Source organism: Streptomyces sp. NPDC001492 (assembly GCF_053597275.1).
On sequence record NZ_JBSFHW010000010.1, the window covers coordinates 199,820 to 223,580 of the forward strand.

The window sequence follows — 23,761 nt, forward strand, 5'->3', positions numbered from 1 at the left end:
AGGGGACTGCTCGCGTAGGGCACCCCCGAACGAGCGACCCCAATCGTCGTTCGATACGTTTGACAGCGTGGACAAGAAGAACGCCCTGCGCGCCGGCGCCCTGGCCGCCGGTACGACGCTGATGATGCTGCTCATGTCGTCCCCCGCCTCCGCGCTGATCCGCGACGACGGCGACGACCCCGGCAATGGCCTGAGCGTCGGCGAGACGCTGGGCCTCTACGTCCTGGTTCCTCTGGCCCTGTTCGCGGTCATCGCGGGCCTGGTCATGGTGCTGGACAAGTCCAAGGACCGCCAGCCGAAGGCCAAGGCGAAGGCCTGACCTCACGTTTCCCGGGGGCGTCGGCCTCACCGTCCGTACGGTGAGGCCGACGCCCCCGCTGTGTTCTCACGGGCTCGGCGCCGTCAGATACCGCTGCAGGGTGGGTGCGAGCCACGCCACGATCTCCTCGCGGGGCAGCGCCACGACGGGCGGGATCCGCAGCACGTAACGGGTCAGCGCCAGCCCCAGCAGCTGCGTCGCCCCGAGCGCGGCCCGCGCCGGTACCTGCTCGGGGTCCGGGCACACCTGGCGGGCGACCGGCAGCACCTGGTCCCGGAAGATGCCCTGCATGCGCTCGGCCCCGGCCTGGTTGGTCGCGCCGACCCGCAGCAGCGCGGTGAGCACCTCGTTCTCCTCCCAGGTGTCGAGGAAGTGCGCCACGAGGGCGCGGCCGACGTCCTGCCGGGGCAGCCCGGCCACGTCGGGCAGCCGCAGATCGACGGAGACGGCCGCCGCGAACAGGCCCTCCTTGTTGCCGTAGTAGCGCATCACCATGGACGGGTCGATGTTCGCGTCCTTGGCGATGGCGCGGATGGTGGCGCGCTCGTAGCCGTCGGCGGCGAAGCGCTCGCGGGCCGCCGTGAGGATCGCCTCACGGGTGGCCTCGGAACGCCGCGGGGCGCCGCTGCCGGAACCTGTGCTTCTGCTGGTGCTGCCGTTCATGCCAACGAGCGTAGGCCAACGCCTGTTCGCCAACAAGTGTTGACCCCGTCGGGGGCTCTCGATACTGTCGTCAACAAGTGTTGGCAAACAAGCGTTGGCAACTGGAGGTCATCATGAACGGCACCCTCGACCGCTCCGTGATCGTCGTCGGCTCCGGTCCCGCCGGTCTTCTGCTGGCCGGCGACCTCGCCATCGCCGGTGTCCCCGTCACCCTCCTCGAAAAGCGCCCGCACAAGATCAGCAATCTCTCCCGCGCCTTCGTCCTGCACGCCCGCACCCTCGAGCAGCTCGACGCCCGCGGTCTCGCCGACGGACTGGAGGCCGTCGGCCGCCCCCTCGACAGCCTCCGCCTCTTCGGCCGCCTCACCATCGAACTCTCCACGCTTCCATCCCGCTTCAACCACCTCCTCGTCATCCCGCAGTACGAGGTGGAGAAGGCCCTGCAGCGGCGCGCCGTCGAGGCCGGGGTGGACTTCCGGTACGAGACCGAGCTGACCGGGCTCGCCCAGGACGCGGACGGCGTGACGGTCGAGGTCCGCGGACCCGGCGGGGCCGCCGGCAGTCTGCGGGCCGCGTACGTCGTCGGCACCGACGGCATGCGCAGCGCCGTGCGCGACGCGATCGGGCTCCCCTTCCCCGGCCGCTCCGCCATCCGCTCCGTCGTCCTCGCGGACGTACGTCTCGCCGAGGAGCCCGAGAACCTGCTGACCGTCAACGCGGTCGGCGACGCCTTCGCCTTCCTCGCGCCCTTCGGCGACGGCTACCACCGCGTGATCGCCTGGAACCGCGCCCGCGACGTCCCCGACAGCGAGCCCCTCGACCTCGACGAGGTCAAGGAGGTCACCCGCCTCGCCCTCGGCCGGGACTACGGCATGCACGACGCCCGCTGGATGTCCCGCTTCCACAGCGACGAACGCCAGGCGCCCGCCTACCGGGTGGGCCGTGTCCTCCTCGCCGGGGACGCCGCGCACGTCCACACCCCGGCCGGCGGCCAGGGCATGAACACCGGTCTCCAGGACGCGGCCAACCTGAGCTGGAAGCTGGCCGCCGTCGTCCAGGGCCACTCGGACGCGGCCCTCCTCGACACCTACCAGGCCGAGCGTCACCCCGTCGGCAAGGCCGTGCTGCGCAGCAGTGGCGGCATCGTCCGCCTCGCGATGGCCAAGCGCCCCTGGGAACTGGCGCTGCGGGCCGTGCTCACCGCCTTCCTCGACACCGTGGGCCCGGCCCGGCGCAGGGCGGTCGGCCAGATCACCGGGATCGGCTACCGCTACCCCGCCCCCCGCGGCGCCCACCGCCTCACCGGCACCCGCGTCCCGGACGTCGCCCTGGAGGGCGGCCGCCTCTACGAGGCCCTGCGCGGCGGCAGGTTCGTACTGATCACCCCGGAGTCCTACGAGGGCCAGGGCACCCGCAAGGACCGGCTGGCCGTGGAGCGCTGGGCGAGCGACCGGCGGACGACCGTCCTGGTCCGCCCCGACGGGTACGTGGCCTGGGCGGCGGACTCGGCGGACGCGGCGCGGATCGAGGACGCCGTGGCCCGGTACGTGGGTTAGCGCGCCGTCGCCCGGTCCGGTGCCCCGATAGGGGGGGCTCACTGTCCGGCCTCCAGCGTCCCCGCCAGCAACTCCCGCAGCAGGTCGGCCAGTTGGCCGGCCTGTTCGTCGTTCATGGTGGACAGGGCCTCCGTCTGGACGGCCAGGCCGGCGCCGACCGCCTCGTCGATGACCGTCAGCCCCTTCTCGGTGAGCGTCACCTGGAGGGCCCTGCGGTCGTGCGGGTCGGGGGAGCGGCGCAGCAGACCGGCCCGTTCCAGCTTGTCGAGGCGGCCGGTCATGCCACCCGTGGTGAGCATCAGGGTGGTCGAGAGCTGACGGGGCGAGAGGGTGTACGGCTCCCCCGAGCGGCGCAGGGTCGCCAGGACGTCGAACTCGCCGCGTCCGATGCCGAAGCGGGCGTACGCCTTCTCCATGCGGTCGCCCATGGTGCGGGAGAGGCGGTAGATCCGCCCGAAGACCTCCATCGCCCTGGTGTCGAGGTCCGGCCGCACCCCCGCCCACTGCTCGATGATCGCGTCGACGGCGTCCTTGCGCTGTGCACTCATGCCCCGAGTATCCGCAGGCGCAGAGTGACTCGCAAGAAAGTAGCTTGACGGAAAGTTGCTTAGCGCTAAGCTAATTACTGCCAAGCTAATCACGTCGTCAGGCTCCTGGTGCTCGTCGCCGAGGACGCATCCGATCCCGAGAGGTCGACCGTGGAGAAACCGGACCGCATACCGGGCCAGTGGGCCCTGCCCGTCGCCGCCGCCGTCAACGGCATCGGCACGGGCATGTACGTGCCCTTCACGCTGGTGTTCTTCCACTACGTGACCGGCCTCTCCTTCACCACCGTCGGGCTGGTGCTCACCGCGACCGGGCTCGCCGGTATCGCCGCCCTGCCGCTGGCCGGCGCGGCCGTCGACCGGTTCGGCGCGCGGCGCGTGCAGCTCGCGCTGTACGGGGTGCGCGCCGCCGGCTTCGCCGTGTACCCCTTCGCCGACTCCCTCGCGGCCTTCGCCGCGGTCGCGCTGGTCACCGCCGCGGCCGACCGCGCCTTCCCCGCCGCGCAGTCCTCGCTCCTCGGCGAGGTGGCGCGGGGTGCCGGGCGGGACCGGCTGCAGGCCGCCACGCGGGCGCTGCAGAACGGCGGCAACGGCGCGGGTGCCCTGCTGGCCACCCTGGTCATCGCCTTCGCCGGACCCACCGCCTACACCTACGCGGCCTGGGGCAATGCCCTGTCCTTCGCCCTCGCCGCGCTGCTGCTGAAGCCGCTGCGGCCGTTGCCCGCCGCCGACGCTGCGGCGGCCCGGCGGCCCGGGGCCGGCTACCGGCTCGTGCTCGCCGACCGGCCCTTCCTGGTCGTCACCGGCGCCAACTTCCTGAACGCGCTGAGCTATTCGGCCCTGTCCGTGCTCTTCCCGCTGTTCCTCGTGGAGTGGCTGCACGGGCCCGCGGCGCTCACCGGTGCCGCGTTCACGGTCAACACCGTGCTGTGCGCGGCGGCCGGCGTGTTCGTCGGCGGGCGGGTGCGCAGGGCCGGCGCCCGGCGCACCCGGGCCGCGGCCCTGGGCGGGAGCCTGTTCGCGGTGGCCTTCCTCGGGCAGATCGCGCTCGGCACCCTGCGGCCGCACTCCGGACCGGTGCTGGGCGGGGCCCTGGTCGCCGTGGTCCTCGTCTACACGCTGGGCGAGCTGATCCACAGCCCCGCCGCCGAGGTCCTCGCCGTGTCGGCGGCGCCCGAGGCCGCGCGCGGCCGGTACCTGGCGGCGTACCAGATGTCCTGGTCGCTGGCGAAGGCGGTGGCGCCCTCGCTGTTCACGGCGCTGCTCGCGGTGGACGGCCGGGCGCCCTGGGCGGTCCTGATCCTCACCTCGGCGCTGGCGGCCGCCCTGCTGATCCGCACGGAACGCCACCTTCCGGCCCATGCCGTACGGCCGGTCACGGAGACCGTCGTACGCACAACCTCCCCACGCGCTTCCCGCCACTTTGAGGAAGTCCCGACCCGCACCTCCCGCCACCCCGAAGGAACCCGGTCATGAAACGGACCGCGACCGTCCTGCTCACCGCCCTCGCTCCCGTCTCCTGGGGCACCACCTACGCCGTCACCACCCAGTTCCTCCCGGCCGACCGGCCCCTGTTCACCGCTCTGGCGCGGGCCCTGCCCGCCGGTCTGCTCCTGCTGGCCGTCTCCCGGGTGCTGCCGCGCGGTGCCTGGTGGTGGAAGGCGGCCGTGCTCGGTGCGCTGAACATCGGTGCCTTCTTCCCGCTGCTGTTCCTGTCCGCGTACCGGCTGCCCGGCGGCATGGCGGCCGTCGTCGGCTCGGTCGGACCGCTGTTCGTGGTGGGGCTGTCGGCGCTGCTGCTGGGGCAGCGGCCGACGGGGCGGGCGCTGCTCGCCGGGGTCGTGGCGGCGTTCGGTGTGAGTCTCGTCGTACTGAAGGCGGCCGGGGCGCTCGACCCCGTCGGTGTGCTGGCCGCCCTCGCCTCGACCGCGTCGATGTCCACCGGCACGGTGCTGACCAAGAAGTGGGGGCGCCCGGAGGGGGTGGGCCCGCTCGCCCTCACCGGCTGGCAGCTGACGGCCGGCGGGCTGCTCATCGCCCCGCTCGCCCTCCTCGTCGAGGGCGCCCCGCCCGCCCTGGACGCCCGCGCGGTCGGCGGCTATCTCTACCTCGCCCTCGCCAACACGGCCGTCGCCTACTGGCTCTGGTTCCGGGGCATCGGCCGCCTCACCGCCATCCAGGTCACCTTCCTCGGCCCGCTCTCCCCGCTGACCGCGGCCGTGGTCGGGTGGGCTGCACTCGGCCAGGCGCTCACTCCGGTCCAGCTCGCGGGCATGGCGCTCGCGTTCGGCGCGACGGTGGCGGGGCAGGCGACGAGGTCCGCTCCCCCGCAATCGTTCAGTTCTGCTGAAATGAACGGTCGAAAAGATTCGATGGACCTGACAGGTGTGTCGCTGCGACGGTAGATCCACCGAGATCACCCGTCGCAGAAAGGACCTCCGTGGCCGTCGCCCTCGACCGGACCGCCCCCGCCCTCACCACCCGCTCACTGCGAGGACTCGCCCTCGCCGCCCTCGCCACCGTCGTCTGGTCGGGCAGCTTCGTCGCCTCACGGGCGCTGCACGACAGCGTGCCGCCGGTGCAGCAGGCGTTCTGGCGGTGGGTGGTCGCGTTGGCGGCGGTGGCGCCGTTCGGGGCCCGGCAGGCCTGGCGGCAACGGCAGGTGATCCGGCGTCACTCCGGCTTCGTGCTGCTCGCCTCACTCCTCGGGGTCGCGGCCTACAACACCCTCGTGAACCAGGCCGGGTTGACCACCCCGGCCGCCGACATGGGCATGATCATGGCCGCATCGCCGGTGCTGATCGCGGTGTTCGAGCGGGCAGGAGGCGTACGGCCGGGCGGGCGCCGGGTCGCCGGGCTGCTGACGGCATGCACGGGGGTGGTGCTCCTGGTCGGCGGTGCGACGGGCCTCGCCTCCGGTGACCTCTGGATGATCGCCGCCGCCTGCTGCTTCGGGTCCTACAGCGCCCTGCTGCGGCGACGACCGGCCGAACTCGGCGGTACGGCCTTCCTGTTCACCACCTTCCTGCTCGGTACGGCGATGCTGCTGCCCGCCCAGACCGTGAGCGTGGTGGTGCAGGGCGCCTTCACCCCGACGCCCGGGACCGTCCTCCCACTCCTCTACGTCGGTATCGCCTCCTCTGCCCTCGCCTTCTTCGCCTGGAACAAGGCGATCGCCCTGGTCGGCGCGGCCCGCGCGGGTGTCGTCTACCACCTCCAGCCGGTGTGCGTGGCCCTGTTGTCCTGGGCCGTGCTCGGCGAACGGGTGGGCCCGGAGCAACTGCTGTGCATGGCGCTGATCCTCGGCGGGGTGGTGCTCGGAGCCGCCGGATAGGTTGCCGCCATGGTCGAGTGGGACATCCGGAAGCTGCAGATCCTGCGGACGCTCAGGGAGCGGGAGACGGTCACCGCGACCGCCGAGGCGCTGCGGATGACGCCCTCCGCGGTGTCCCAGCAGCTGACCAACCTGGCCAGGCAGCTCGGGGTGCCCCTGCTGGAGGCGCAGGGGCGGCGGGTGCGGCTGACCGACGCGGCGCGGCTGGTGCTGCGGCACGCGGAGGGCGTGTTCGAGCAACTGGAGCGCGCCGACGCCGAATTGGCGGCCTACCTGCAGGGCGAGGCCGGCGAGGTGCGGGTCGGCGCCTTCTCCACGGCCGTACCGGCGCTGGTCGTGCCCGCGGTACGGGCGCTGCGCACCCGGCACCCCGGCGTGACGGTACGGGTGCGGGAGGCGGAGGCGGGAGAGGCGTACGAGCTGCTGGCCGCCGGTGACGTCGACCTCGCGCTCTCCCTCGCCGCCCAGGCCCCGACCGCCGCCGACCCCCGCTTCACCCGCGTCCCGCTGCTCGCCGACCCCCTCGACCTCGCCCTGTCCCGCGACCACCCGCTCGCCGCCGCCGAGGGGCTGCGGCTGGCCGACCTCGCCGGGGAGCCGTGGATCTTCGGCGGCAGCGGGCCCTGGTCGGACATCACCCGCGGTGCCTGCGAGGCGGCCGGGTTCAGCCCCGTGCAGGGTCATTCGGCGGCCGGGTGGACGGCGATCCTGGCGATGGTGGAGGCCGGGATGGGGGTCGCGCTGGTGCCGCGGATGGCGGCCGTGGGGAGGGAGGGCGTCGCGATGCGGGAGCTGACGGAGGACCGGCCCCGGCGGCACGTGGTGGCGGCCGTACGGAAAGGGGCCGGGGAGGGGGCGGCCGTCGGGCGGGTGCTCGGGGCGTTGCGGGAGGTGGCGGGGGAGCTTTCCGAGGGGGCGCCCGCCGTCACGCGCTGAAGTAGTGCCCCTCCTCCAGATCCTCGATCAGACCGGGGCCCGTCGGCTCCCAGCCGAGCCACTTGCGGGTCAGCGCGTTCGAGGCCGGTATGTCGAGGCCGACGACGTTGGCCAGCCAGCCGAAGTGGGCGGGTGCCTCCTCGGCGGTGATGCTCCTGACGGGGAGGTCCAGGTGACGGCCGATGACGGCGGCGATGCCGCGGAACGGGACGCCCTCGTCGGCCACGGCGTGCAGACGGGTGCCCGCGGGCGCCGACTCCAGGGCGAGGCGGGCCAGGTGGGCCGCGTCCGTGCGGTGCACGGCGGGCCAGCGGTTGGTGCCGTCACCGACGTAGGCCGCGAAGCCCTTCTCACGGGCGATGGCGATCAGCATCGAGACGAAGCCCTTGTCCCCGCGGCCGTGCACGGTCGGAGAGAACCGGACGGCCGCCGACCTGACCCCGCGGTCGGCCAGCGCGACGGCCGCGTCCTCGTTCCGCGCGCGGACCGCCCCGAACGACTCCGGCGGGGCCGTGTCCTCCTCGGTGTTGAGCCTTCCCGGCTGCAGCAGCGCCGTGCCCGAGGACATCACGAAGGGCTTGTCCGAGCCCTCCAGCACCGCCCCCATCGCCTCGATCGCCCGCAGGTCGGCCGCGCACGCGGCGGCGAAGTCGAAGTCGGCCGAGAAGTCGTGGATGAAGGCGAAGTGGGCGACGCCGTCGGCCGCGGCCGCCCCCTCGCCCAGGCTTTCCAGGTCGTCCAGCGAACCGCGCCGCACTTCGGCCCCTGCGGCCGTCAGCGCCGCGGCGGAGGAGTCCGAGCGGGCCAGCCCCGTGACCCGGTGCCCGGCGTCGAGGAGTTCGCGGACGACCGCGGAGCCGATGAAACCGGTCGCGCCCGTGACGAATACGCGCATGGTGCAGCCCTTCGAGGGTGGTGAGTGGATGTGCCTCCATCCTCCGAAGGGGATGGTGGCCGCGTCCAAAGCCTGTTCCGCATAGCGCAATACGGTTCAGGCATCACCGCAGGTGAGTAAGGTGGATGTCATGGCTGACCTCGACCTCCGTCTGGTCCGGTACTTCACGGCCGTGGCCGAGCACCGCCACTTCGGGCGCGCCGCCGAGGCCCTACACATCACCCAGCCCTCCCTCAGCCGGCAGATCGCGGCCCTGGAACACCAGCTCGGCGCCCGGCTACTGGACCGCACCCCGCGCGGCACCCGGCTCACCGAGGCCGGCGAGGTGTTCCTGCCGCGTGCGCGGGCGCTCCTGGGCGCCGCCGAGCAGGCCGCGGCCGAGGCCCGGGCCGCCGCCGAGCCCGGCCGGTTCACCGTCGGCTTCACCAGCGGCCTGATCGTCACCTCGGCCGTGCGCGAGCTGCGGCGCAGGCATCCGGACGCCGACGTACGCAGCCGGCATCTGCGCTGGGACGGGGCGCGCGCCGCTCTGCTCGAACGCCGGGTGGACGCCGTGGTGACCCGACTGCCCTTCGCCACCGACCAGTTGGAGGTGACCGTCCTCTACGACGAGCCCAGGGCCGTGGTGGTCCCCGTCGACCACCGGCTGGCCGGCAAGGAGTCCGTCACCGTCGACGACATCGCGGACGAGCCGATGCCCCGGATCACCGGCGCCGACCCCGCCTGGGCGTCCTTCTGGCGCCTGGAACCCCGGCCGGACGGCCGCCCGGTGCCGGACGGCCCCGAGATCCTGGACCTGGAGGACAAGTTCGAGGTCGTCGCCGCCGGGGAGGCCCTGGTCATCACGGCCTACCCGACCGGCGTCCGCCTGCGCCCCGACGTCACCGCGATCCCGCTGCACGGCGTGGAGCCCAGCCACGTCGCCCTCGCCACCCGCGCCGACGACCGCAGCCGCCTGGTCACCGCATTCCGCAAGATCGCCCGCACCCACCTCGCCCGGCCGTCCGCCCCGGCGTGACCGGTGGGTCGCTTCCGCCGTTTCGGGTCGGTGGCGGTGGTTGTCCGGTGTTCGTGTCTCGCGGGCTGGCGACCGGTCTCGCCGGGGCGTCGGAACCGGCGTGACCGGTGGGTCGCTGCTGCCGCCTCGGGTTGGTGGTGGCGGTTGTCTGGTGTTCGTGCTTCGCGGGGTGGCGCGTCCCTGCCTGATCGGGCCGTCCGCCCCGGCATGACCGGTGGGTCGCGCTTCCGCCGTCTCGGCTTGGTGGCGGCGGTTGTCTGCTGTCCCCGTTCCGCAAGATCGCCCGCACCCACCTCACGGGGCCGTCGAAACCGGCGTGACCGGTCGGTCCCCCTTGTCGCTCGGGTCGGCGACCGCAGCCGTTCGCGTTTCGCGGGGTGGCGTGCAGCTGTCTCGCCGGGCCGTGCGTACCGGTGTGACGAGAGGCTCCCTCGGCCGCGTATCGCGGTAGCGTCACTCCGTCCCCGTGTGACGCAATGCCTTCACCACCCCGGAGGTGCCCGTGGTCGCCGACGCCTGTGCCAGTTGCGGCAAAGCGCTCCCCGCGCGGGCGGGCCGCACCGGCCGGAGCTCCGTGTACTGCTCGGCCGCATGCCGGCAGAAGGCGTACCGGGAGCGGCAGGGGGCCGGGACGGGGGCCAGTGTGCAGGGCCTGATCGACGACATCGGACGGCAGGTCAAGGAACTCACGCCGCAGCCCCCCTCGGTCCTGTACTCCGGGGTGGCCGACCTGGCGGCCGCCGTGGCGCGGCTGCGGCGGGTCGCACGGACCGCCCGGGACACCGCGAAGGAGCCCCAGGGGCCCACCGAGCCTTCCGTAACAGCGAAGGCCGTTACGGAAATCCCCCTCACCGAGGCCGACTTCGCCACCCTCACCGAGTCCCACCGCCGGGAGATCCACGTCCACTGCTACCGCATGACGGGCTCCTACGACGACGCCGAGGACCTGGTGCAGGAGACGTTCCTGCGGGCCTGGCGGGCCCGGGAGTCCTTCGAGGGGCGCGCCGGTGCCCGCACCTGGCTGTACCGCATCGCCACCAACGCCTGCCTGGACTTCCAGCGCCGCATCGCCCGCCGCCCGCAGCGCTACGAGCCGATCCCCGGCATGAACCACGGCACCGGCGAGGCCCCCGCCCGCATCACCTGGCTCCAGCCCTACCCGGACGACGAGCTGCCCACCGCCGAGGAGGACCGGCCGGACGTCGCCGCCGTCTCCCGCGAGACCCTGGAGCTGGTCTTCCTCGCCGCCATCCAGCACCTCCCGCCCCGCCAGCGGGCCGTACTGATCCTTCGGGACGTGCTGGGCCTGACCGCCGCCGAGACCGCCGAGGCCCTGGACCTGACCGTGGCCTCCGCCAACAGCGCCCTGCAACGCGCCCGCCCCACCCTCCGCGACCACCTGCCCGGGCAGCGCGCGGAGTGGAGCGCGGGCGAGCCGACGGAGGTCCAACGCACCGTGCTGCAGCGGTACATGACCGCCGCCGAGCAACTCGACTTCGCCGCGATGACCGACCTGCTCAGCAAGGACGTCACGCTCACCATGCCGCCCAACCCCTTCTGGTTCACCGGCCGGGACGCCCTCGTCGAGTTCCTGCGCCCCAGCCTCGACCCCGCGTCCCCCATGTTCTTCGGCCACTGGCGCCATCTGCCCGCCCGCGCCAACGGGCAGCTCGCGGCGGGCGGTTACGTCCGCAGACCCGGTACGCACGTCCACCGTGCCCAGGTCCTCGACGTGCTCCGTTTCGACGCCGACGACCGGATCGTGGAGATCACGTCCTTCGAACCGCATCTGTTCCCGGCCTTCGGACTGCCGCTGCGGCTGTGACGACCGATGAGCGATCGGGCGGCCGTGCGTCTGTACGACCGACCGATACGGAACACCTCCATCGAGGAGATCACCATGCTGCTCACCGACAAGACCGCGATCATCTACGGCGCCGGCGGCTCGATCGGCGGTGCGGTCGCCCGCGCCTTCGCCGCCGAGGGCGCCCGCGTCCACCTGGTCGGACGGACCCGGGGGACGCTGGAGGCCGTGGCCGCCGACCTCAAGGACGCCGAGGTCGCCGTGGTGGACGCCCTCGACGAGGCGGCCGTCGAGGAGCACCTCGCGGGCGTCGGGGACGTCGACATCTCGTTCAACCTGGTCACCCGAGGCGATGTGCAGGGCGCCCCGCTCACCGACATGCCCGTGGACGACTTCCTGCGGCCGGTGCTGGACGGCGTCCGGGCCAACTTCATCACCGCCCGCGGCGCCGCCCGCCGGATGGCCGAGCGCGGCTCCGGCGTGATCCTCACCCTCAACAGCGGCTCCGCGCACGGCAGCCCGATGATGGGCGGCACGGGTCCCGCCGACGCCGCCATCGACACGCTCGTCCGCAACCTGGCCCTGGAGTGCGGTCCCCGCGGGGTGCGCGCGGTGGGCCTGTGGGCGGCCGGAGTGCCCGAGACCTTCACCGTCGAGAAGCTCTCCGCGGTCAACCCCGCCATCGACGAGGCCGCCGTCCAGGGCATCGTCGAGGGCCTCGCCGGGATGCGCATGACCCGCCGCAACCCGACCCTCGCCGAGGTCGCCGCCACGGCCGTGTTCCTCGCCTCGGACCATGCGGCCGGCATCACCGGCACGTTCGTCAACGTGACGGGTGGGATGGTCGTGCGGTGAGCGCCACGAGAACCTGAGCGCGGACACGAGAGCGGACACGAGAAAGGGCGCCCGGTGCGACACCGGGCGCCCTCGTTCTCGTACGACCGCGGGCGACTACGCCTGCGCGTCCGCAGCCTGCGCCTTCAGCGCCCGCTCCACCCCGGACCGGGATTCCGAGACCAGGCGGCGCAGGGCCGCGCCGGGCTCGGCGGAGGACAGCCAGGCGTCCGTCCGGTCCAGGGTCTCCTGCGAGACCTGGACGGACGGGTAGAGGCCGACCGCGATCTGCTGGGCGATCTCGTGCGAGCGGGAGTCCCAGACGTCCTTGACCACCTCGAAGTACTTCTCGGCGTACGGGGCGAGCAGCTCGCGCTGGTCGGTCTGGACGAAGCCGCCGATGACCGCCTCCTGGACGGCGTTCGGCAGCTTGTCGGACTCCACGACCTGCGCCCAGACCTCCGCCTTCGCCTCCGCGGTGGGCCGGGCGGCCCGGGCGCCGGCGGCATGGCGCTCGCCCGCGGCGGTCCTGTCCCGCTCGTACTCGCCGCCGATCTCCGTCTCGTCGTAGCGGCCCACCGCGGCCAGCCGGTGCACGAACGCCCAGCGCAGCTCGGTGTCGACGACCAGGCCCTCGATCGTCTGCGAACCGTCGAGGAGCGCCTCCAGCAGGTCCAGCTGCTCCGGCGTCCTCGCGGTCGCCGCGAACGCCCGCGCCCAGGCCAGCTGGTGGTCGCTGCTCGGCTCGGCCGCGCGCAGATGGGCCAGCGTGGCGTCGGTCCAGCGGGTGAGCAGGGCCTCGCGGGCGGCCGGGTCGGCGTACAGGTCGATCGCCAGCTTCACCTGGCGGTGCAGCGACTGCACGACACCGATGTCGGACTCCTTGCCGATGCCCGACAGGACCAGCGAGAGGTAGTCGCGGGTCGCGAGCTCCGCGTCCCGCGTCATGTCCCAGGCCGAGGCCCAGCACAGGGCGCGGGGGAGCGAGGACTCGAAGTCGCCCAGGTGCTCGGTGACGAACGCCAGGGACTCCTCGTCGAGACGGACCTTGGCGTACGACAGGTCGTCGTCGTTGAGCAGGACGACGGCCGGGCGGCGCCTGCCCACCAGCTGCGGCACGGCGGTCAGCTCGCCGTCGACGTCCAGCTCGATGCGCTCGTCACGGACCAGCTTGCCGCTGTCCTCGTCGAGCTCGTACAGGCCGACCGCGATGCGGTGCGGGCGGAGCGTGGGCTCGCCCTTGGCGCCCGTGGGGAGCGCCGGGGCCTCCTGGCGGATGGCGAAGGAGGTGACGACGCCGGCGGCGTCCGTCTCGATCTCGGGGCGGAGCACGTTGATGCCCGCCGTCTGGAGCCATTTCTCCGCCCAGTTCTTCAGGTCGCGGCCGGAGGTCTCCTCCAGCGCGCCCAGCAGGTCGGACAGGCGGGTGTTGCCGTACGCGTGACGCTTGAAGTACGCCTGCACGCCGCCGAAGAACTCGTCCATGCCGACGTAGGCGACCAGCTGCTTCAGGACGCTGGCGCCCTTGGCGTAGGTGATGCCGTCGAAGTTCACCAGCACGTCGTCGAGATCGCGGATCTCGGCCATGATCGGGTGGGTGGAGGGCAGCTGGTCCTGCCGGTAGGCCCACGTCTTCATGGAGTTGGCGAACGAGGTCCAGGAGTGCGGCCAGCGCGACTGGGGGTGGTACGCCTGGCAGGCGATGGAGGTGTAGGTGGCGAACGACTCGTTCAGCCACAGGTCGTTCCACCACTCCATGGTGACCAGGTCGCCGAACCACATGTGCGCCAGCTCGTGCAGGATGGTCTCCGCGCGCAGCTCGTACGAGGCGTCGGTGACCTTGGAGCGGAACACGTACTGGTCCCGGATGGTCACCGCGCCGGCGTTCTCCATCGCGCCCGCGTTGAACTCCGGCACGAACAGCTGGTCGTACTTCTTGAACGGGTACGCGTAGTCGAACTTCTCCTGGAACCACTCGAAGCCCTGCCGGGTGACCTCGAAGATGGCGTCGGAGTCGAGGAACTCGGCGAGCGAGGGCCGGCAGTAGATGCCCAGCGGCACGCTCTGCCCGTCCTTCTCGTACACGCTGTGCACGGAGTGGTACGGCCCGACGATCAGCGCCGTGATGTACGACGAGATCCGCGGCGTCGGCTCGAAGACCCAGGTGTCGTCCTTGGGCTCGGGCGTCGGCGAGTTGGAGATGACGGTCCAGCCGGAGGGCGCCTTCACCGTGAACTGGAAGGTCGCCTTGAGGTCCGGCTGCTCGAACGACGCGAACACGCGGCGGGCGTCCGGGACCTCGAACTGGGTGTAGAGATAGGCCTGTTGGTCGACCGGGTCGACGAAACGGTGCAGTCCCTCACCGGTGTTGGTGTACGCGCAGTCGGCGACCACGCGCAGGATGTTCCGCCCCTCGAGCAGTGCCGGAAGGGCGATCCGCGAGTCCTTGAAGACCTCGGCGGGGTCGAGGGCGTCGCCGTTGAGCGTCACCTCGTGGACGGTCGGGGCCACCAGGTCGATGAAGGACTCGGCCCCGCTTTCGGCCACGTCGAAACGCACCGTCGTCACGGACCGGTAGGTGCCGCCCTCCTGCGCGCCGGAGAGGTCGAGATCGATCTCGTACGAGTCAACGGTGAGCAGCGTCGCCCGCTGCTGCGCCTCTTCGCGAGTCAGGTTTGTGCCAGGCACGCGGTCATCTCCTCGTCATGTGTGGGTTCAGCCATCCTTCCACGGGACCGTGGGGAGGTCGACGAGGGTTTTCCCGATGGCTCCGCCGGTCAGCACCCGGACCACCACGTCCGAATCCCGCCGGTCCCGCGGCCCGGCCCGCGCCAGCCTGGATGCATGACGACGTACACCGCACGACCCATCGCTCCGTCCGTCCTCGAGGAACTGCGCGCCGTCGACGACGCGGGCCGTCCGACGGTCCCCGTGGCCGACGACGAGGGCGGCGCCCCGCTGCGCTGCTGTCTGCGCCGCAGCGAGCCGGGGGAGCGGATCGCCCTCGTGGCGTACGCGCCCCTGCGCCGGTGGGCGGCCGAGACGGGCGCCGAGCCCGGGGCCTACGACGAGCAGGGGCCGGTTTTCATCCACGCGGACGAGTGCCCGGGCCCCGACGGCGACCGCCACCCCTTCGACGATGCCCACCGCACGGTCCGCCGCTACTCCGCCGAGGGCCACATCCTGGGCGGGCAGCTGGTCGCGGCACCCGACGACGAAGCCTTCCGTAACGCGTTCGACGACCCGGAAGTGGCGCTCGTCCACGTCCGGGCCGTCGAGTACGGCTGTTTCCTCTACGAGGTCAGGAGGCCTTGGCCTTCAGCTCCGCAGCCACCAGCTCCGCGATCTGCACGGCGTTGAGCGCCGCGCCCTTGCGGAGGTTGTCGTTGGAGATGAACAGGGCCAGGCCGTTGTCCACCGTCTCGTCGCGGCGGATGCGGCCGACGTAGGACGGGTCCTGGCCGGCGGCCTGGAGGGGGGTCGGGATGTCGGAGAGCGCGACGCCCGGGGCGCCCGCCAGCAGCTCCGTGGCGCGCTCCGGGGAGATCGGGCGGGCGAAGCGGGCGTTGACCTGGAGGGAGTGGCCCGAGAAGACCGGGACGCGGACGCAGGTGCCGGAGACCTTGAGCTCGGGGATCTCCAGGATCTTGCGGGACTCGTTGCGGAGCTTCTGCTCCTCGTCCGTCTCGTTCAGACCGTCCTCGACGAGGTTGCCCGCGAAGGGGAGGACGTTGAAGGCGATGGGGCGCTTGTAGACGCCGGGCTCCGGGAAGTCGACCGCGCCGCCGTCGTGGGTGAGCTTGTCGGCGTCGGCGACGACCTTCTGCACCTGGCCGTGCAGCTCCGCGACGCCCGCGAGACCCGAGCCGGACACGGCCTGGTAGGTGGCGACGACCAGCGCCTGGAGGTCCGCCTCCGCGTGCAGCACCTTCAGGACCGGCATGGCGGCCATCGTCGTGCAGTTCGGGTTGGCGATGATGCCCTTGGGGCGGTCCGCGATCGCGTGCGGGTTCACCTCGGAGACGACCAGCGGGACCTCGGGGTCCTTGCGCCAGGCCGAGGAGTTGTCGATCACGACGGGGCCCTGCGCGGCGACCTTCTCGGCCAGCGCCTTCGAGGTCGCGCCGCCCGCGGAGAACAGCACGATGTCCAGGCCGGAGTAGTCGGCGGTCGCCGCGTCCTCCACGGTCACGCCGTCCAGGACCGAGCCCGCCGAGCGCGCGGAGGCGAACAGGCGCAGCTGCGTGACGGGGAAGTTCCGCTCCGTGAGGATCCTGCGCATGACCGTGCCGACCTGTCCGGTGGCTCCGACGATTCCGACCCTCACAGCGACTCCCTCTGTGTGTGTTCCACGTGTACGTGCATGTCTGCGGCTTTTCCATCATGCGGCCGACCGGGGTCCGCCTGTCCAATTCTTTGCGCTCCATGCCCGAGGAGTGGACTGCCGGACGGTGTGACGTACACCTCTGGACGAATTTCTCCGGGATCGGCCGAACGTTTCCGGGCGCTGCGGCGTCGTAGAGGAAACGCGGTGAGGGGGTGGCTTGTGCTGCGCAGAAAGGCCCGCCGTGGCCAGGGGGACGATCATGGCGATCCTCTGGACGCGGCTCAGGAACGCCGGGTGCGGGCGGTGCTCGCACTGGGCGGGGTGCCGCAGACGGACCTGCCGGACGGGGTGCAGCAGGTCCGTCTGCGGCTGCTGGAGCGGGCGGCGAAGGGGTACGAGGCCCCGCGCGACGTCTCCGCATGGGCCGCCGTCGTCGCCTCCAACCTGGCCATGGACTGGCACCGGGCCAAGAAACGGCAGGAGCGGATCGGTGAGCGGCTCGCCTCCCTGCGCCAGCTGGAGCACCCGTCGGGAGAGGACACCAGCCTGCTCTCCCTGGCCGTCGCCCAGGGCCTCGACGAGCTTCCCGACGCCCAGCGCCAGGTCCTCGTCCTGCGCTTCTACGCCGACCTGCCCGTCCGCTCGATAGCCGACGAGCTCGGCATCCCGGAGGGCACGGTCAAGAGCAGGCTGCACACGGCGGTACGGGCCCTGCGCGCCCGCCTGCACGAGGACGAGGTGGTGTGAGATGACCGCCGAATACAACAGCGTCGACGCGCTGATGGCCGCGATCACCGGCGAGGAGCTGCCGGAGGAGGCCCGCGCGGACGCCGCCTTCACCGCCGAGCACCGCAGGGCGACGGCCGATGTGGCGCTGCTGCGCCGGCAGCTCGGGATCATCGGGGACGCGCTGGCCGAGGAGCCGCGCCCGGAGCGGACACCCGCCGCGGTGCGGGCGCCGCGGGACTGGCGCCGGGCGCGCAGGTTCGCCTTCGGCTCCCTCGCCGTGGCCGCCGTCGCGACCGTGCTGTCGGGGCTGGGCTGGCTGCTGGTCCAGGCGAACACCGGCGTCGACACCTTGTCGGGCGGCAGCGCCCACTCGGCCTCCAAGGCGGACCGCAACGCCGAGGCCGGTTCCGCCTTCTCCAGCCCCGGCTACCTCGCCTGCACCCGTCTGGTCGCCGAGGGCGAGGTGACGGCGGTGGAGCCCGTGTCCAAGGCCGCCGGGCAGGAGCGGATCACCCTGGACGTGACCCGCACGTACAAGCCGGAGAAGCCCAGGAAGGAGATCACCCTGCTGATCGAGGACGAGACCCTCCGCAAGGCGCTCCACAAGGGCGACCACATCCTGGTGTCCGTCCCGCCGCAGTCCGCCGTCCCGGACTACGTGATCGTCGGCGAGAAGTCGATCGCCCGCGAACGCGCCGGGCTCACCCGCGCGCTGCCCGAATCGGCCGAGGTCACCTGCTGACGTGGCCCGCTGACGGGAAAGGGCGGGCGCCCGTACGGACGCCCGCCCTCATCGCCGTACCACTGGTTACGGAGTGACCTTCTCGATCTTCACGCTGCCGGTGCCCGCGGCCGTGCCGTGTGCGTTCACCAGCTGGACCTGGCCGAAGAACTCCCGGCCCTCAGGAGCGGCCGCCGCGGCGGTGACGCTGCCGGAGACGGTCGCCGAGTCGCCCGTGCCGAGCTTGACCGGCGTGGAGTCGTCGACGGTGACGGCGCCCAGGGACGCGGAGAAGAAGACGTCCCGGTAGTCGTACGCCGTGGAGCCGGACGGAACCGAGTAGCCCGCGACCTCGATGGTGTACGTGCCGGCGGCCGGGTTGGCGACCGAGACCGCCTCCTCCGAGTCGCCGTCGGCGGACTGGCCGACGACCGTGCCGGCCGCGTTCTTCACCACCAGGTCGAGGTCGGCGGACGCGTCGGAGACGTTGCCGATCGCGACGTCCAGCGACTTGGCGCCCGCGGGCACCTCGACCGTGGTGGTCTGCGTCTCGCCCTGCTTGATGGTCGGGCGGGCCGTCTTGGACGAGCCGAGCGGGCCGCCGACCAGCTTGCCGTCGAGCGCGGCGAGCTTGTTCGTCACCTTCCAGGAGACGGCGGCCGGGGTACCGACCTTCGCCTCGGGAACGGTCACGGTCTGCGGGTCGAAGGCCGCGCCGAGGACGGCGACGTCCAGCTTGTACGGGTTGTCGAGCAGCGGCGACGTACGGCGCGACTCGACCTCGATCTCCCAGACACCGGCCTGCGGGTCCGCGTACGAACGCACGTCGGGCTTGCAGCCGTTGCCGTCGAGGTAGTTGTTGTAGCAGTACGGGGTGGAGGTGTTGTCGACCGGAGTGCCGTACGGGTGGATGGCGATGAACCGGGTCTGGCTCTTGTCCTTCAGCCCGCCGATGGCGACCTCGAGGGACTTGGCGCCCGCCGGCACGGTCACGAAGTACGACTGCGTGCTGTTGCGCTGCACCGTGTTCGAGGCCGTGAAGGTGTAGTTCACCGGCGTCGAGACCACGACCGAGGCGAGGATCTGCTTGTCGACGCCCTCGGTGCCCGGGTCGTCGACGTCGAGGATCGCGCTCTTGATGCCCGCGGACCTCGGGTTCGCCTGCACCTTGACGGTGACCGGCTGGTTCAGCGGCAGCTTCACCCAGTCCTTGCCGACGATCCGGAAGGTGTCACCGGCGTTGTTCTCGATGCTCAGCTCGTGCCAGAGGGCCTTGGCGGAGCCGGAGGTACGGGTGATCGTGACGTCGTACGTCTTCCTGCCACCCGCCTTGAGGCCGCCCTCGCGGTCGTACAGGCCGGTGCCGAAGCCCGGCGTCTTCAGCGCCTGGTCGAGCGCGGTGTCGACCGGGGCCTTGACGGTGTAGTCATTCGCGGTGGCGCCGTCGCGGATCGCGTCCCAGGCGTCGACGATGTCGATGCGGCCCGCGCCCTCCTCGTAGGCCTGAACGCCCTTGATGTGGTGGGCGGTCGAGGTGAGAGCCGTGCGCAGGGTGGCGGGCTTGAGCTCGATGCCCTTCTGCTTGGCGGCCGACAGCAGCAGCGCGCTCGCGCCCGTGGCCTGCGGGGACGCCATGGACGTGCCCTGCAGCATGGAGTAGCCGGCCGGCAGCGAGTAGCCCGACTCGGCGACCGGGGAGCCCGGCAGCCAGGTCTGGGTGGTGTTGATGGCGGCACCCGGCGCGACGAGCGTCGGCGTGAAACCGCCGTCCTCACGCGGGCCGCGGGAGGAGAAGGGCATCATCGCGTACTTCTTCTCCACGACCGAGCCGTAGTTGGACGCCCAGGTCGCCTTGGAGATGGCGGCGCCCACGGAGATCACCTTGTCGGCGAGACCGGGGTCGCCGATGGTGTTCGCGCCCGGGCCGGAGTTGCCCGCCGAGATCACCAGCTGCACGCCGTAGGTGTCGATGAGCCGCGTGTACAGCTCGGCGCGCGCGTTGTTGCCGTCGTTGAGCGCCGGCAGACCGCCGATCGACATGTTGACGATGTCGACACCGCGGTTGACGACGAGGTCGATCATGCCCTCGGTGAGCGCGACGTTGGTGCAGCCGCCGGTCCAGGTGCAGGCACGGGAGGAGACGATCTTCGCGCCGGGGGCCGCGCCGTTCATCTTCCCGCCGAACAGGCCGTTGGCGGCGGTGATGCCGGCGACGTGCGTGCCGTGCTCGGACTCGATGACGCCGATGTTGACGAAGTCGGCCTTCTTGCCGACCCAGTCGCCGCCGAACGGGTCCATCGGCACGTCCTTGCGGATCTGCACGACGAACGGCTGGCGCTCCACGACGTCGGTGGCCGGGTTGTCGGTCCCGAAGTAACCGATCTGGTAGCCGTCCTTGTACGGCTTCATCGGCGTGTCGTCGCTGAAGTCGAAGTTGTTGTTCAGGTCGACGCGGACGGTTCCGGCGGCGGCGTCGTAGAGGACGCCCCACTTGTCCGTGGTGTCCCCGTCCCGGTTGGCGTCGCCCTTCGCGTCGCCGCCCGCGGTGGCGGCCTCGCTGAAGGTGCTGACCTGGTACGACCCGGCGGGCGCCGTCCAGGTACGGCCGCCGAAGGTGAAGGTGGGCCCGGAGACGGAGGTCACCATCGGGCGCCAGGTGGCGTCGCTGTCGACGATCGGGTCGGTCGCCGTCACCCAGTCGACGATCTTCCGCTCGCCGGTGGTGGTCTTCTGCAGCGCCGGGTGGCCGAGGTCGACGCCGGAGTCCAGGATGCCGATGGTGACGCCGCGGCCGTCCGCCTTCGGGTGGTCCTGCACGAAGTCGACGGCGCCCGTCTCGAAGGACGGGTTGTACGGGTTCTCGGCGGGCGTGTTCTTGTCCGGAGCGGGGTAACTGACCGTTCCGGAGGCCGACTTGGAGCCGCTCGTCGCGCTCGGGTCGTCCAGCGGTATCTCCTCGCGCAGGTCGATGCCGTGCACGGAGGAGAGCTTCGCGGCGGCGGCGATGGCCGCGTCCGCCTTCGAGGTGGGGACAGTGGCGCGGACGTAACCGAGCTTGTCGTACGTCCGGCCGACCGAGCCGCCCTTGACCGCGTCCAGCTGCCCGGCGACCTGCTCGGTCTGCCCCGGGGCGGTGGCGATCATCATCGTGACGTTCTTGTCGCCGTCGGCCTTGGCCTCGGCGAGCAGGTCCGCGTCGTCGGAACCGAGCTTTTTCTGTGCGGACTTGACGCTGCCGTCCGAGGGGGCGGTGGAGCCCGGGGACGGCGCGTCGGCGGAGAAGGCCATGGGTATCGGCCCGGCCGCGGAGAGCGCGGCGACGAGACCGGCGGCCACGGCTATTCGGGCCACAGGTCTGAGGGGGGTGAGGGTCATCGGCATCCCTTGGAGTGAAGATTTCAGTGCCGGACGAGCGCACAGCTTTACCCAAGGGACAGTTGTTTGGGAAGTGTTGACCGAAACGATATGGACGTATGGGGAAAACCCCCGATTCCCTTTACGGGGATGAGTCCGCAATAGTGCCAAATGAACCGGCGGTTCCGGACTAACGTCCCTACGTGCGCAGGAAACTGAGGGTGGCGGCCTACGCCATATGCGTCCGCGACGACCAGCTCCTCCTCGCCCGTGGCATCGACGACCGGGGCCGCCCCGAGTGGACCCTGCCCGGCGGCGGTGTGGAACACGGCGAGGACCCCTACGACGCCGCCGTCAGGGAGGTGGAGGAGGAGACCGGCTACCAGGTCGACCTCACCGCCCTCCTGGGTGTGGACTCGATCCGCCGCACCGCCCCGAGCCGCTTCGGGCCCTCCGTCGACCACCACGGCCTACGCCTCGTGTACGAGGGCCGGGTGACCGGCGGCGAGCTCCGCCACGAGGTCGGCGGCTCGACGGACATGGCGGCCTGGCACCCCCTGGAGACGGTACCCGGGCTGAGCCGGGTCGCACTGGTCGACGTGGGGCTGACGCTGTGGCGGGAGCGGCCGGCGGCGGGGCGGCTGAACTGCTTTCACTACCCAGAAAGATGAACGCGGAGTGACCGCCCCCGGGCCGCCCGACGAGCAGGCGTGAACGCGCAGGGTGGCCCAAGATCCACGTACGGTGATCGGTGTTGCGCGTTGCCGTCTCGTTCACCAGCAGGTCATTCCCGGTGCCAACCATCCAGAGCGAGCGGGTTGTTCGCGACAGCGAAACAGCCCGCGACCACTGCCGACGCGTTGCCACTCGGGGAGATCGCGCCATGTCGCGCATACGCTCTGTCGCCGCCACCATCCCGGCGATCAACCGCCGTACCGTCCTCGCCGCCACCGGCGCGGCGGCCGTCTCCGCAGGCGTCGGCTACGCCCTGCGGCCCACCGACAGCCAGGCCGCCACCGACACCACCCGGGTCGTGGCGCAGTCCGGCAAGGCCCCGGCCGCCCCCCTCGCGCCCTACACCAAGGGCACCACCCTCGCCACGGTCGCCGCCCCGCGCACCTCCTCCGGATACCGTCGCCTCGGCGACGGCCCCGGCTGGTCCCGCGTCGTGCGCGGCGAACTCGCCGCCGCCAAGTCGGGCCGCGCCGGCCGCCGTACCGCGCTCGCCGCGTTCGTACAGCTCACCGACCTGCACCTGATCGACTCCCAGCACCCGATGCGCCTGGAGTACCTGCGCGCGACGGACAAGCACGCCTGGCGCCCGCACGAGGCGCTGACCGTGCAGGGCGCCGTCTCGCTGGTCGAGCGGATCAACGCGCTGCGCGGCGCCCCGGTCACCGGCTCCCCGCTGCACTTCGCGATGACCACCGGCGACAACACGGACAACAACGCCAAGTCCGAGCTCGAGTGGTTCCTGAAGATCATGAGCGGGGGGCGGATCACTCCCAACACGGGGGATCCGCGGCACTACGAGGGCGTCCAGAACAGCGGTCTCAAGCTGTACTGGCAGCCCGACTCCACCGTCCGCGACGGCGACAAGCAGCTCGGCTTCCCGCACCTGCAGGGTTTCCTGGCCGCCGCGGTCCGCGAGGTCCGCAGCCCCGGCCTGAACCTGCCCTGGTACTCCACGGTCGGCAACCACGACGCGATGCCGCTCGGCTGCTACGGCCACGGCGACTCCTGGCTCGCCGAGTACGCGGTCGGCGGCAGGAAGCTGATGTCGCTGTCCGCCTCCGAGGCGAAGAAGCTGCAGGACCACATCAAGAGCGGGAACGACCCCAGGGGGACCGGCTTCCGGGACCTGCTCAAGGCCCACGCCCGCGACATGCGGTCCGTCACCGCGGACGAGAGCCGGGCCCCGTACACCCCGGCCGACTATCTGAAGGCCCACCTCGACCCGGCGTACCGCGGTGTGGGCCCGGTCGGGCACGGCTACTCCACCGCCAACCTCGACGCGGGCACCCAGTACTACACCTTCCGCATCGCCGACGACGTCGTCGGCATCAGCCTCGACACCACCGACCCGGGCGGCCACTACGAAGGCTCCATCGGCACCGCCCAGTTGAAGTGGCTCGACCAGCAGCTGAAGGACAACAAGGACGCGCACGTCATCGTCTTCAGCCACCACACCAGCAAGACGATGGACAACACGGGCATCGTGGACCCGGCACGCCCCCACGAGCGGCGGCACGGCGGCCAGGAGGTCGTCGCCCTCCTCGGCGGCCACGCCAACGTCCTCGCCTGGGTGAACGGCCACATCCACCGCAACGACATCACGCCGCACAAGGCGTCGAACGGCCGCTCGTTCTGGGAGATCTCGACCGCCTCCCACGTGGACCACCCGCAGCTGGCCCGCGTCATCGAGATCACCGACAACAAGGACGGCACCCTCTCCCTGTTCACCACCCTCGTCGAGTCCGCGGCCCCGCACCGCACGGACTTCGCCGACCTCACCCAGACGGGCCTGGCCGCCCTCTACCGCGAGCTGTCGTACAACGCCCCGGGGGCGAACCTGACCCTGGGCGGCGACCCCGGCGACCGCAACACGGAGCTGCTGCTGAAGAAGGGCTGAAAGCGGCTCAACCGGCCCGCGGTGCATCAACCTCCGCACCGCGGGCCGGGTCTGCTTCCCCGACCGGACCCGGTTCCGTACCGAACCAGATGGG

Annotated in this window: 20 protein-coding genes; 14 read left to right on the top strand and 6 right to left on the bottom strand. The window is 71.9% G+C overall.

Annotated features, from left to right (window positions below; translation table 11 throughout):
* Positions 1-67 precede the first annotated feature (67 nt).
* Positions 68-319 carry a hypothetical protein gene (locus ACWC1K_RS15890; RefSeq protein ID WP_450831757.1) on the top strand — a complete coding sequence of 84 codons (252 nt, stop codon included), beginning with the start codon at positions 68-70 and terminating at the stop codon, positions 317-319.
* A 66-nt stretch (positions 320-385) separates the two neighbouring features.
* Here the strand turns inward: ACWC1K_RS15890 and ACWC1K_RS15895 are convergent, their stop codons facing one another.
* Positions 386-982 carry a TetR/AcrR family transcriptional regulator gene (locus tag ACWC1K_RS15895; RefSeq protein WP_450831758.1) on the bottom strand — a complete coding sequence of 199 codons (597 nt, stop codon included), beginning with the start codon at positions 980-982 and terminating at the stop codon, positions 386-388.
* 113 nt (positions 983-1,095) lie between these two features.
* Here ACWC1K_RS15895 and ACWC1K_RS15900 point away from each other — a divergent pair, with 113 nt between their 5' ends.
* Positions 1,096-2,538 (top strand): FAD-dependent monooxygenase, encoded by a 1,443-nt coding sequence (locus ACWC1K_RS15900; protein WP_450831759.1) that lies wholly within the window; start codon positions 1,096-1,098, stop codon positions 2,536-2,538.
* Positions 2,539-2,576: 38 nt separating this feature from the next.
* Here ACWC1K_RS15900 and ACWC1K_RS15905 read toward each other — a convergent pair whose 3' ends face one another.
* Positions 2,577-3,086 carry a MarR family winged helix-turn-helix transcriptional regulator gene (locus ACWC1K_RS15905; RefSeq protein WP_450831760.1) on the bottom strand — a complete coding sequence of 170 codons (510 nt, stop codon included), beginning with the start codon at positions 3,084-3,086 and terminating at the stop codon, positions 2,577-2,579.
* Positions 3,087-3,236: 150 nt separating this feature from the next.
* Here ACWC1K_RS15905 and ACWC1K_RS15910 point away from each other — a divergent pair, with 150 nt between their 5' ends.
* Genes ACWC1K_RS15910 through ACWC1K_RS15925 form a run of 4 tightly spaced genes read left to right on the top strand, consistent with a single transcriptional unit; the run spans position 3,237 to position 7,353 of the window.
* Positions 3,237-4,559, top strand: coding sequence for an MFS transporter (locus tag ACWC1K_RS15910; RefSeq protein WP_450831761.1), 1,323 nt, complete (start codon positions 3,237-3,239; stop codon positions 4,557-4,559).
* Positions 4,556-5,488, top strand: a complete 933-nt coding sequence (locus ACWC1K_RS15915) for an EamA family transporter (protein WP_450831762.1) — start codon at positions 4,556-4,558, stop codon at positions 5,486-5,488. Before ACWC1K_RS15910 ends, ACWC1K_RS15915 begins: the two co-directional genes overlap by 4 nt.
* Positions 5,489-5,523: 35 nt before the next feature.
* Complete coding sequence (locus tag ACWC1K_RS15920) at positions 5,524-6,417, top strand: DMT family transporter (protein ID WP_450831763.1); 894 nt, start codon at positions 5,524-5,526, stop codon at positions 6,415-6,417.
* Between the two features lie 9 nt (positions 6,418-6,426).
* Positions 6,427-7,353, top strand: coding sequence for a LysR substrate-binding domain-containing protein (locus ACWC1K_RS15925; RefSeq protein ID WP_450831764.1), 927 nt, complete (start codon positions 6,427-6,429; stop codon positions 7,351-7,353).
* Here ACWC1K_RS15925 and ACWC1K_RS15930 read toward each other — a convergent pair.
* Positions 7,343-8,248 (bottom strand): SDR family oxidoreductase, encoded by a 906-nt coding sequence (locus ACWC1K_RS15930; protein ID WP_450831765.1) that lies wholly within the window; start codon positions 8,246-8,248, stop codon positions 7,343-7,345. The genes ACWC1K_RS15925 and ACWC1K_RS15930 overlap by 11 nt on opposite strands.
* Before the next feature lie 130 nt (positions 8,249-8,378).
* On the opposite strand from ACWC1K_RS15930, the gene ACWC1K_RS15935 reads away from it, so the two are divergent.
* From ACWC1K_RS15935 to ACWC1K_RS15945, 3 genes are all read left to right on the top strand, one after another.
* Positions 8,379-9,266 (top strand): LysR family transcriptional regulator, encoded by an 888-nt coding sequence (locus tag ACWC1K_RS15935; RefSeq protein ID WP_450831767.1) that lies wholly within the window; start codon positions 8,379-8,381, stop codon positions 9,264-9,266.
* A 496-nt stretch (positions 9,267-9,762) separates the two neighbouring features.
* Complete coding sequence (locus ACWC1K_RS15940) at positions 9,763-11,091, top strand: sigma-70 family RNA polymerase sigma factor (RefSeq protein WP_450831769.1); 1,329 nt, start codon at positions 9,763-9,765, stop codon at positions 11,089-11,091.
* A 75-nt stretch (positions 11,092-11,166) separates the two neighbouring features.
* The gene (locus ACWC1K_RS15945; RefSeq protein ID WP_450831826.1) at positions 11,167-11,925 is read left to right on the top strand and encodes an SDR family NAD(P)-dependent oxidoreductase; all 759 of its coding nucleotides are present in this window, start codon (positions 11,167-11,169) and stop codon (positions 11,923-11,925) included.
* A gap of 96 nt (positions 11,926-12,021) precedes the next feature.
* Here ACWC1K_RS15945 and pepN read toward each other — a convergent pair whose 3' ends face one another.
* Entirely contained in the window at positions 12,022-14,592 is a 2,571-nt protein-coding gene (pepN, locus tag ACWC1K_RS15950) for an aminopeptidase N (protein ID WP_450831770.1), read from the bottom strand.
* 156 nt (positions 14,593-14,748) lie between these two features.
* On the opposite strand from pepN, the gene ACWC1K_RS15955 reads away from it, so the two are divergent.
* Entirely contained in the window at positions 14,749-15,264 is a 516-nt protein-coding gene (locus ACWC1K_RS15955) for a DUF1203 domain-containing protein (RefSeq protein ID WP_450831772.1), read from the top strand.
* On the opposite strand, the gene ACWC1K_RS15960 is transcribed toward ACWC1K_RS15955, so the two are convergent.
* Complete coding sequence (locus tag ACWC1K_RS15960) at positions 15,206-16,231, bottom strand: aspartate-semialdehyde dehydrogenase (RefSeq protein ID WP_450831773.1); 1,026 nt, start codon at positions 16,229-16,231, stop codon at positions 15,206-15,208. The two genes, ACWC1K_RS15955 and ACWC1K_RS15960, sit on opposite strands and share 59 nt — an antisense overlap.
* A 219-nt stretch (positions 16,232-16,450) precedes the next feature.
* Here ACWC1K_RS15960 and ACWC1K_RS15965 point away from each other — a divergent pair, with 219 nt between their 5' ends.
* Together ACWC1K_RS15965 and ACWC1K_RS15970 are read left to right on the top strand one after the other, a co-directional pair.
* Positions 16,451-16,978, top strand: coding sequence for an RNA polymerase sigma factor (locus tag ACWC1K_RS15965; protein WP_351475243.1), 528 nt, complete (start codon positions 16,451-16,453; stop codon positions 16,976-16,978).
* Position 16,979: 1 nt separating this feature from the next.
* Positions 16,980-17,702 (top strand): hypothetical protein, encoded by a 723-nt coding sequence (locus ACWC1K_RS15970; protein WP_450831775.1) that lies wholly within the window; start codon positions 16,980-16,982, stop codon positions 17,700-17,702.
* A gap of 66 nt (positions 17,703-17,768) precedes the next feature.
* On the opposite strand, the gene ACWC1K_RS15975 is transcribed toward ACWC1K_RS15970, so the two are convergent.
* Positions 17,769-21,056: a S8 family serine peptidase gene (locus ACWC1K_RS15975; protein WP_450831777.1), complete on the bottom strand. Its 3,288-nt coding sequence runs from the start codon at positions 21,054-21,056 to the stop codon at positions 17,769-17,771.
* Between the two features lie 182 nt (positions 21,057-21,238).
* Between ACWC1K_RS15975 and ACWC1K_RS15980 the strand changes: the two genes are divergently transcribed.
* Positions 21,239-21,706, top strand: a complete 468-nt coding sequence (locus ACWC1K_RS15980) for an NUDIX hydrolase (protein WP_450831778.1) — start codon at positions 21,239-21,241, stop codon at positions 21,704-21,706.
* Positions 21,707-21,918: 212 nt separating this feature from the next.
* Entirely contained in the window at positions 21,919-23,667 is a 1,749-nt protein-coding gene (locus tag ACWC1K_RS15985; protein ID WP_450831780.1) for a TIGR03767 family metallophosphoesterase, read from the top strand.
* Positions 23,668-23,761 lie beyond the last annotated feature (94 nt).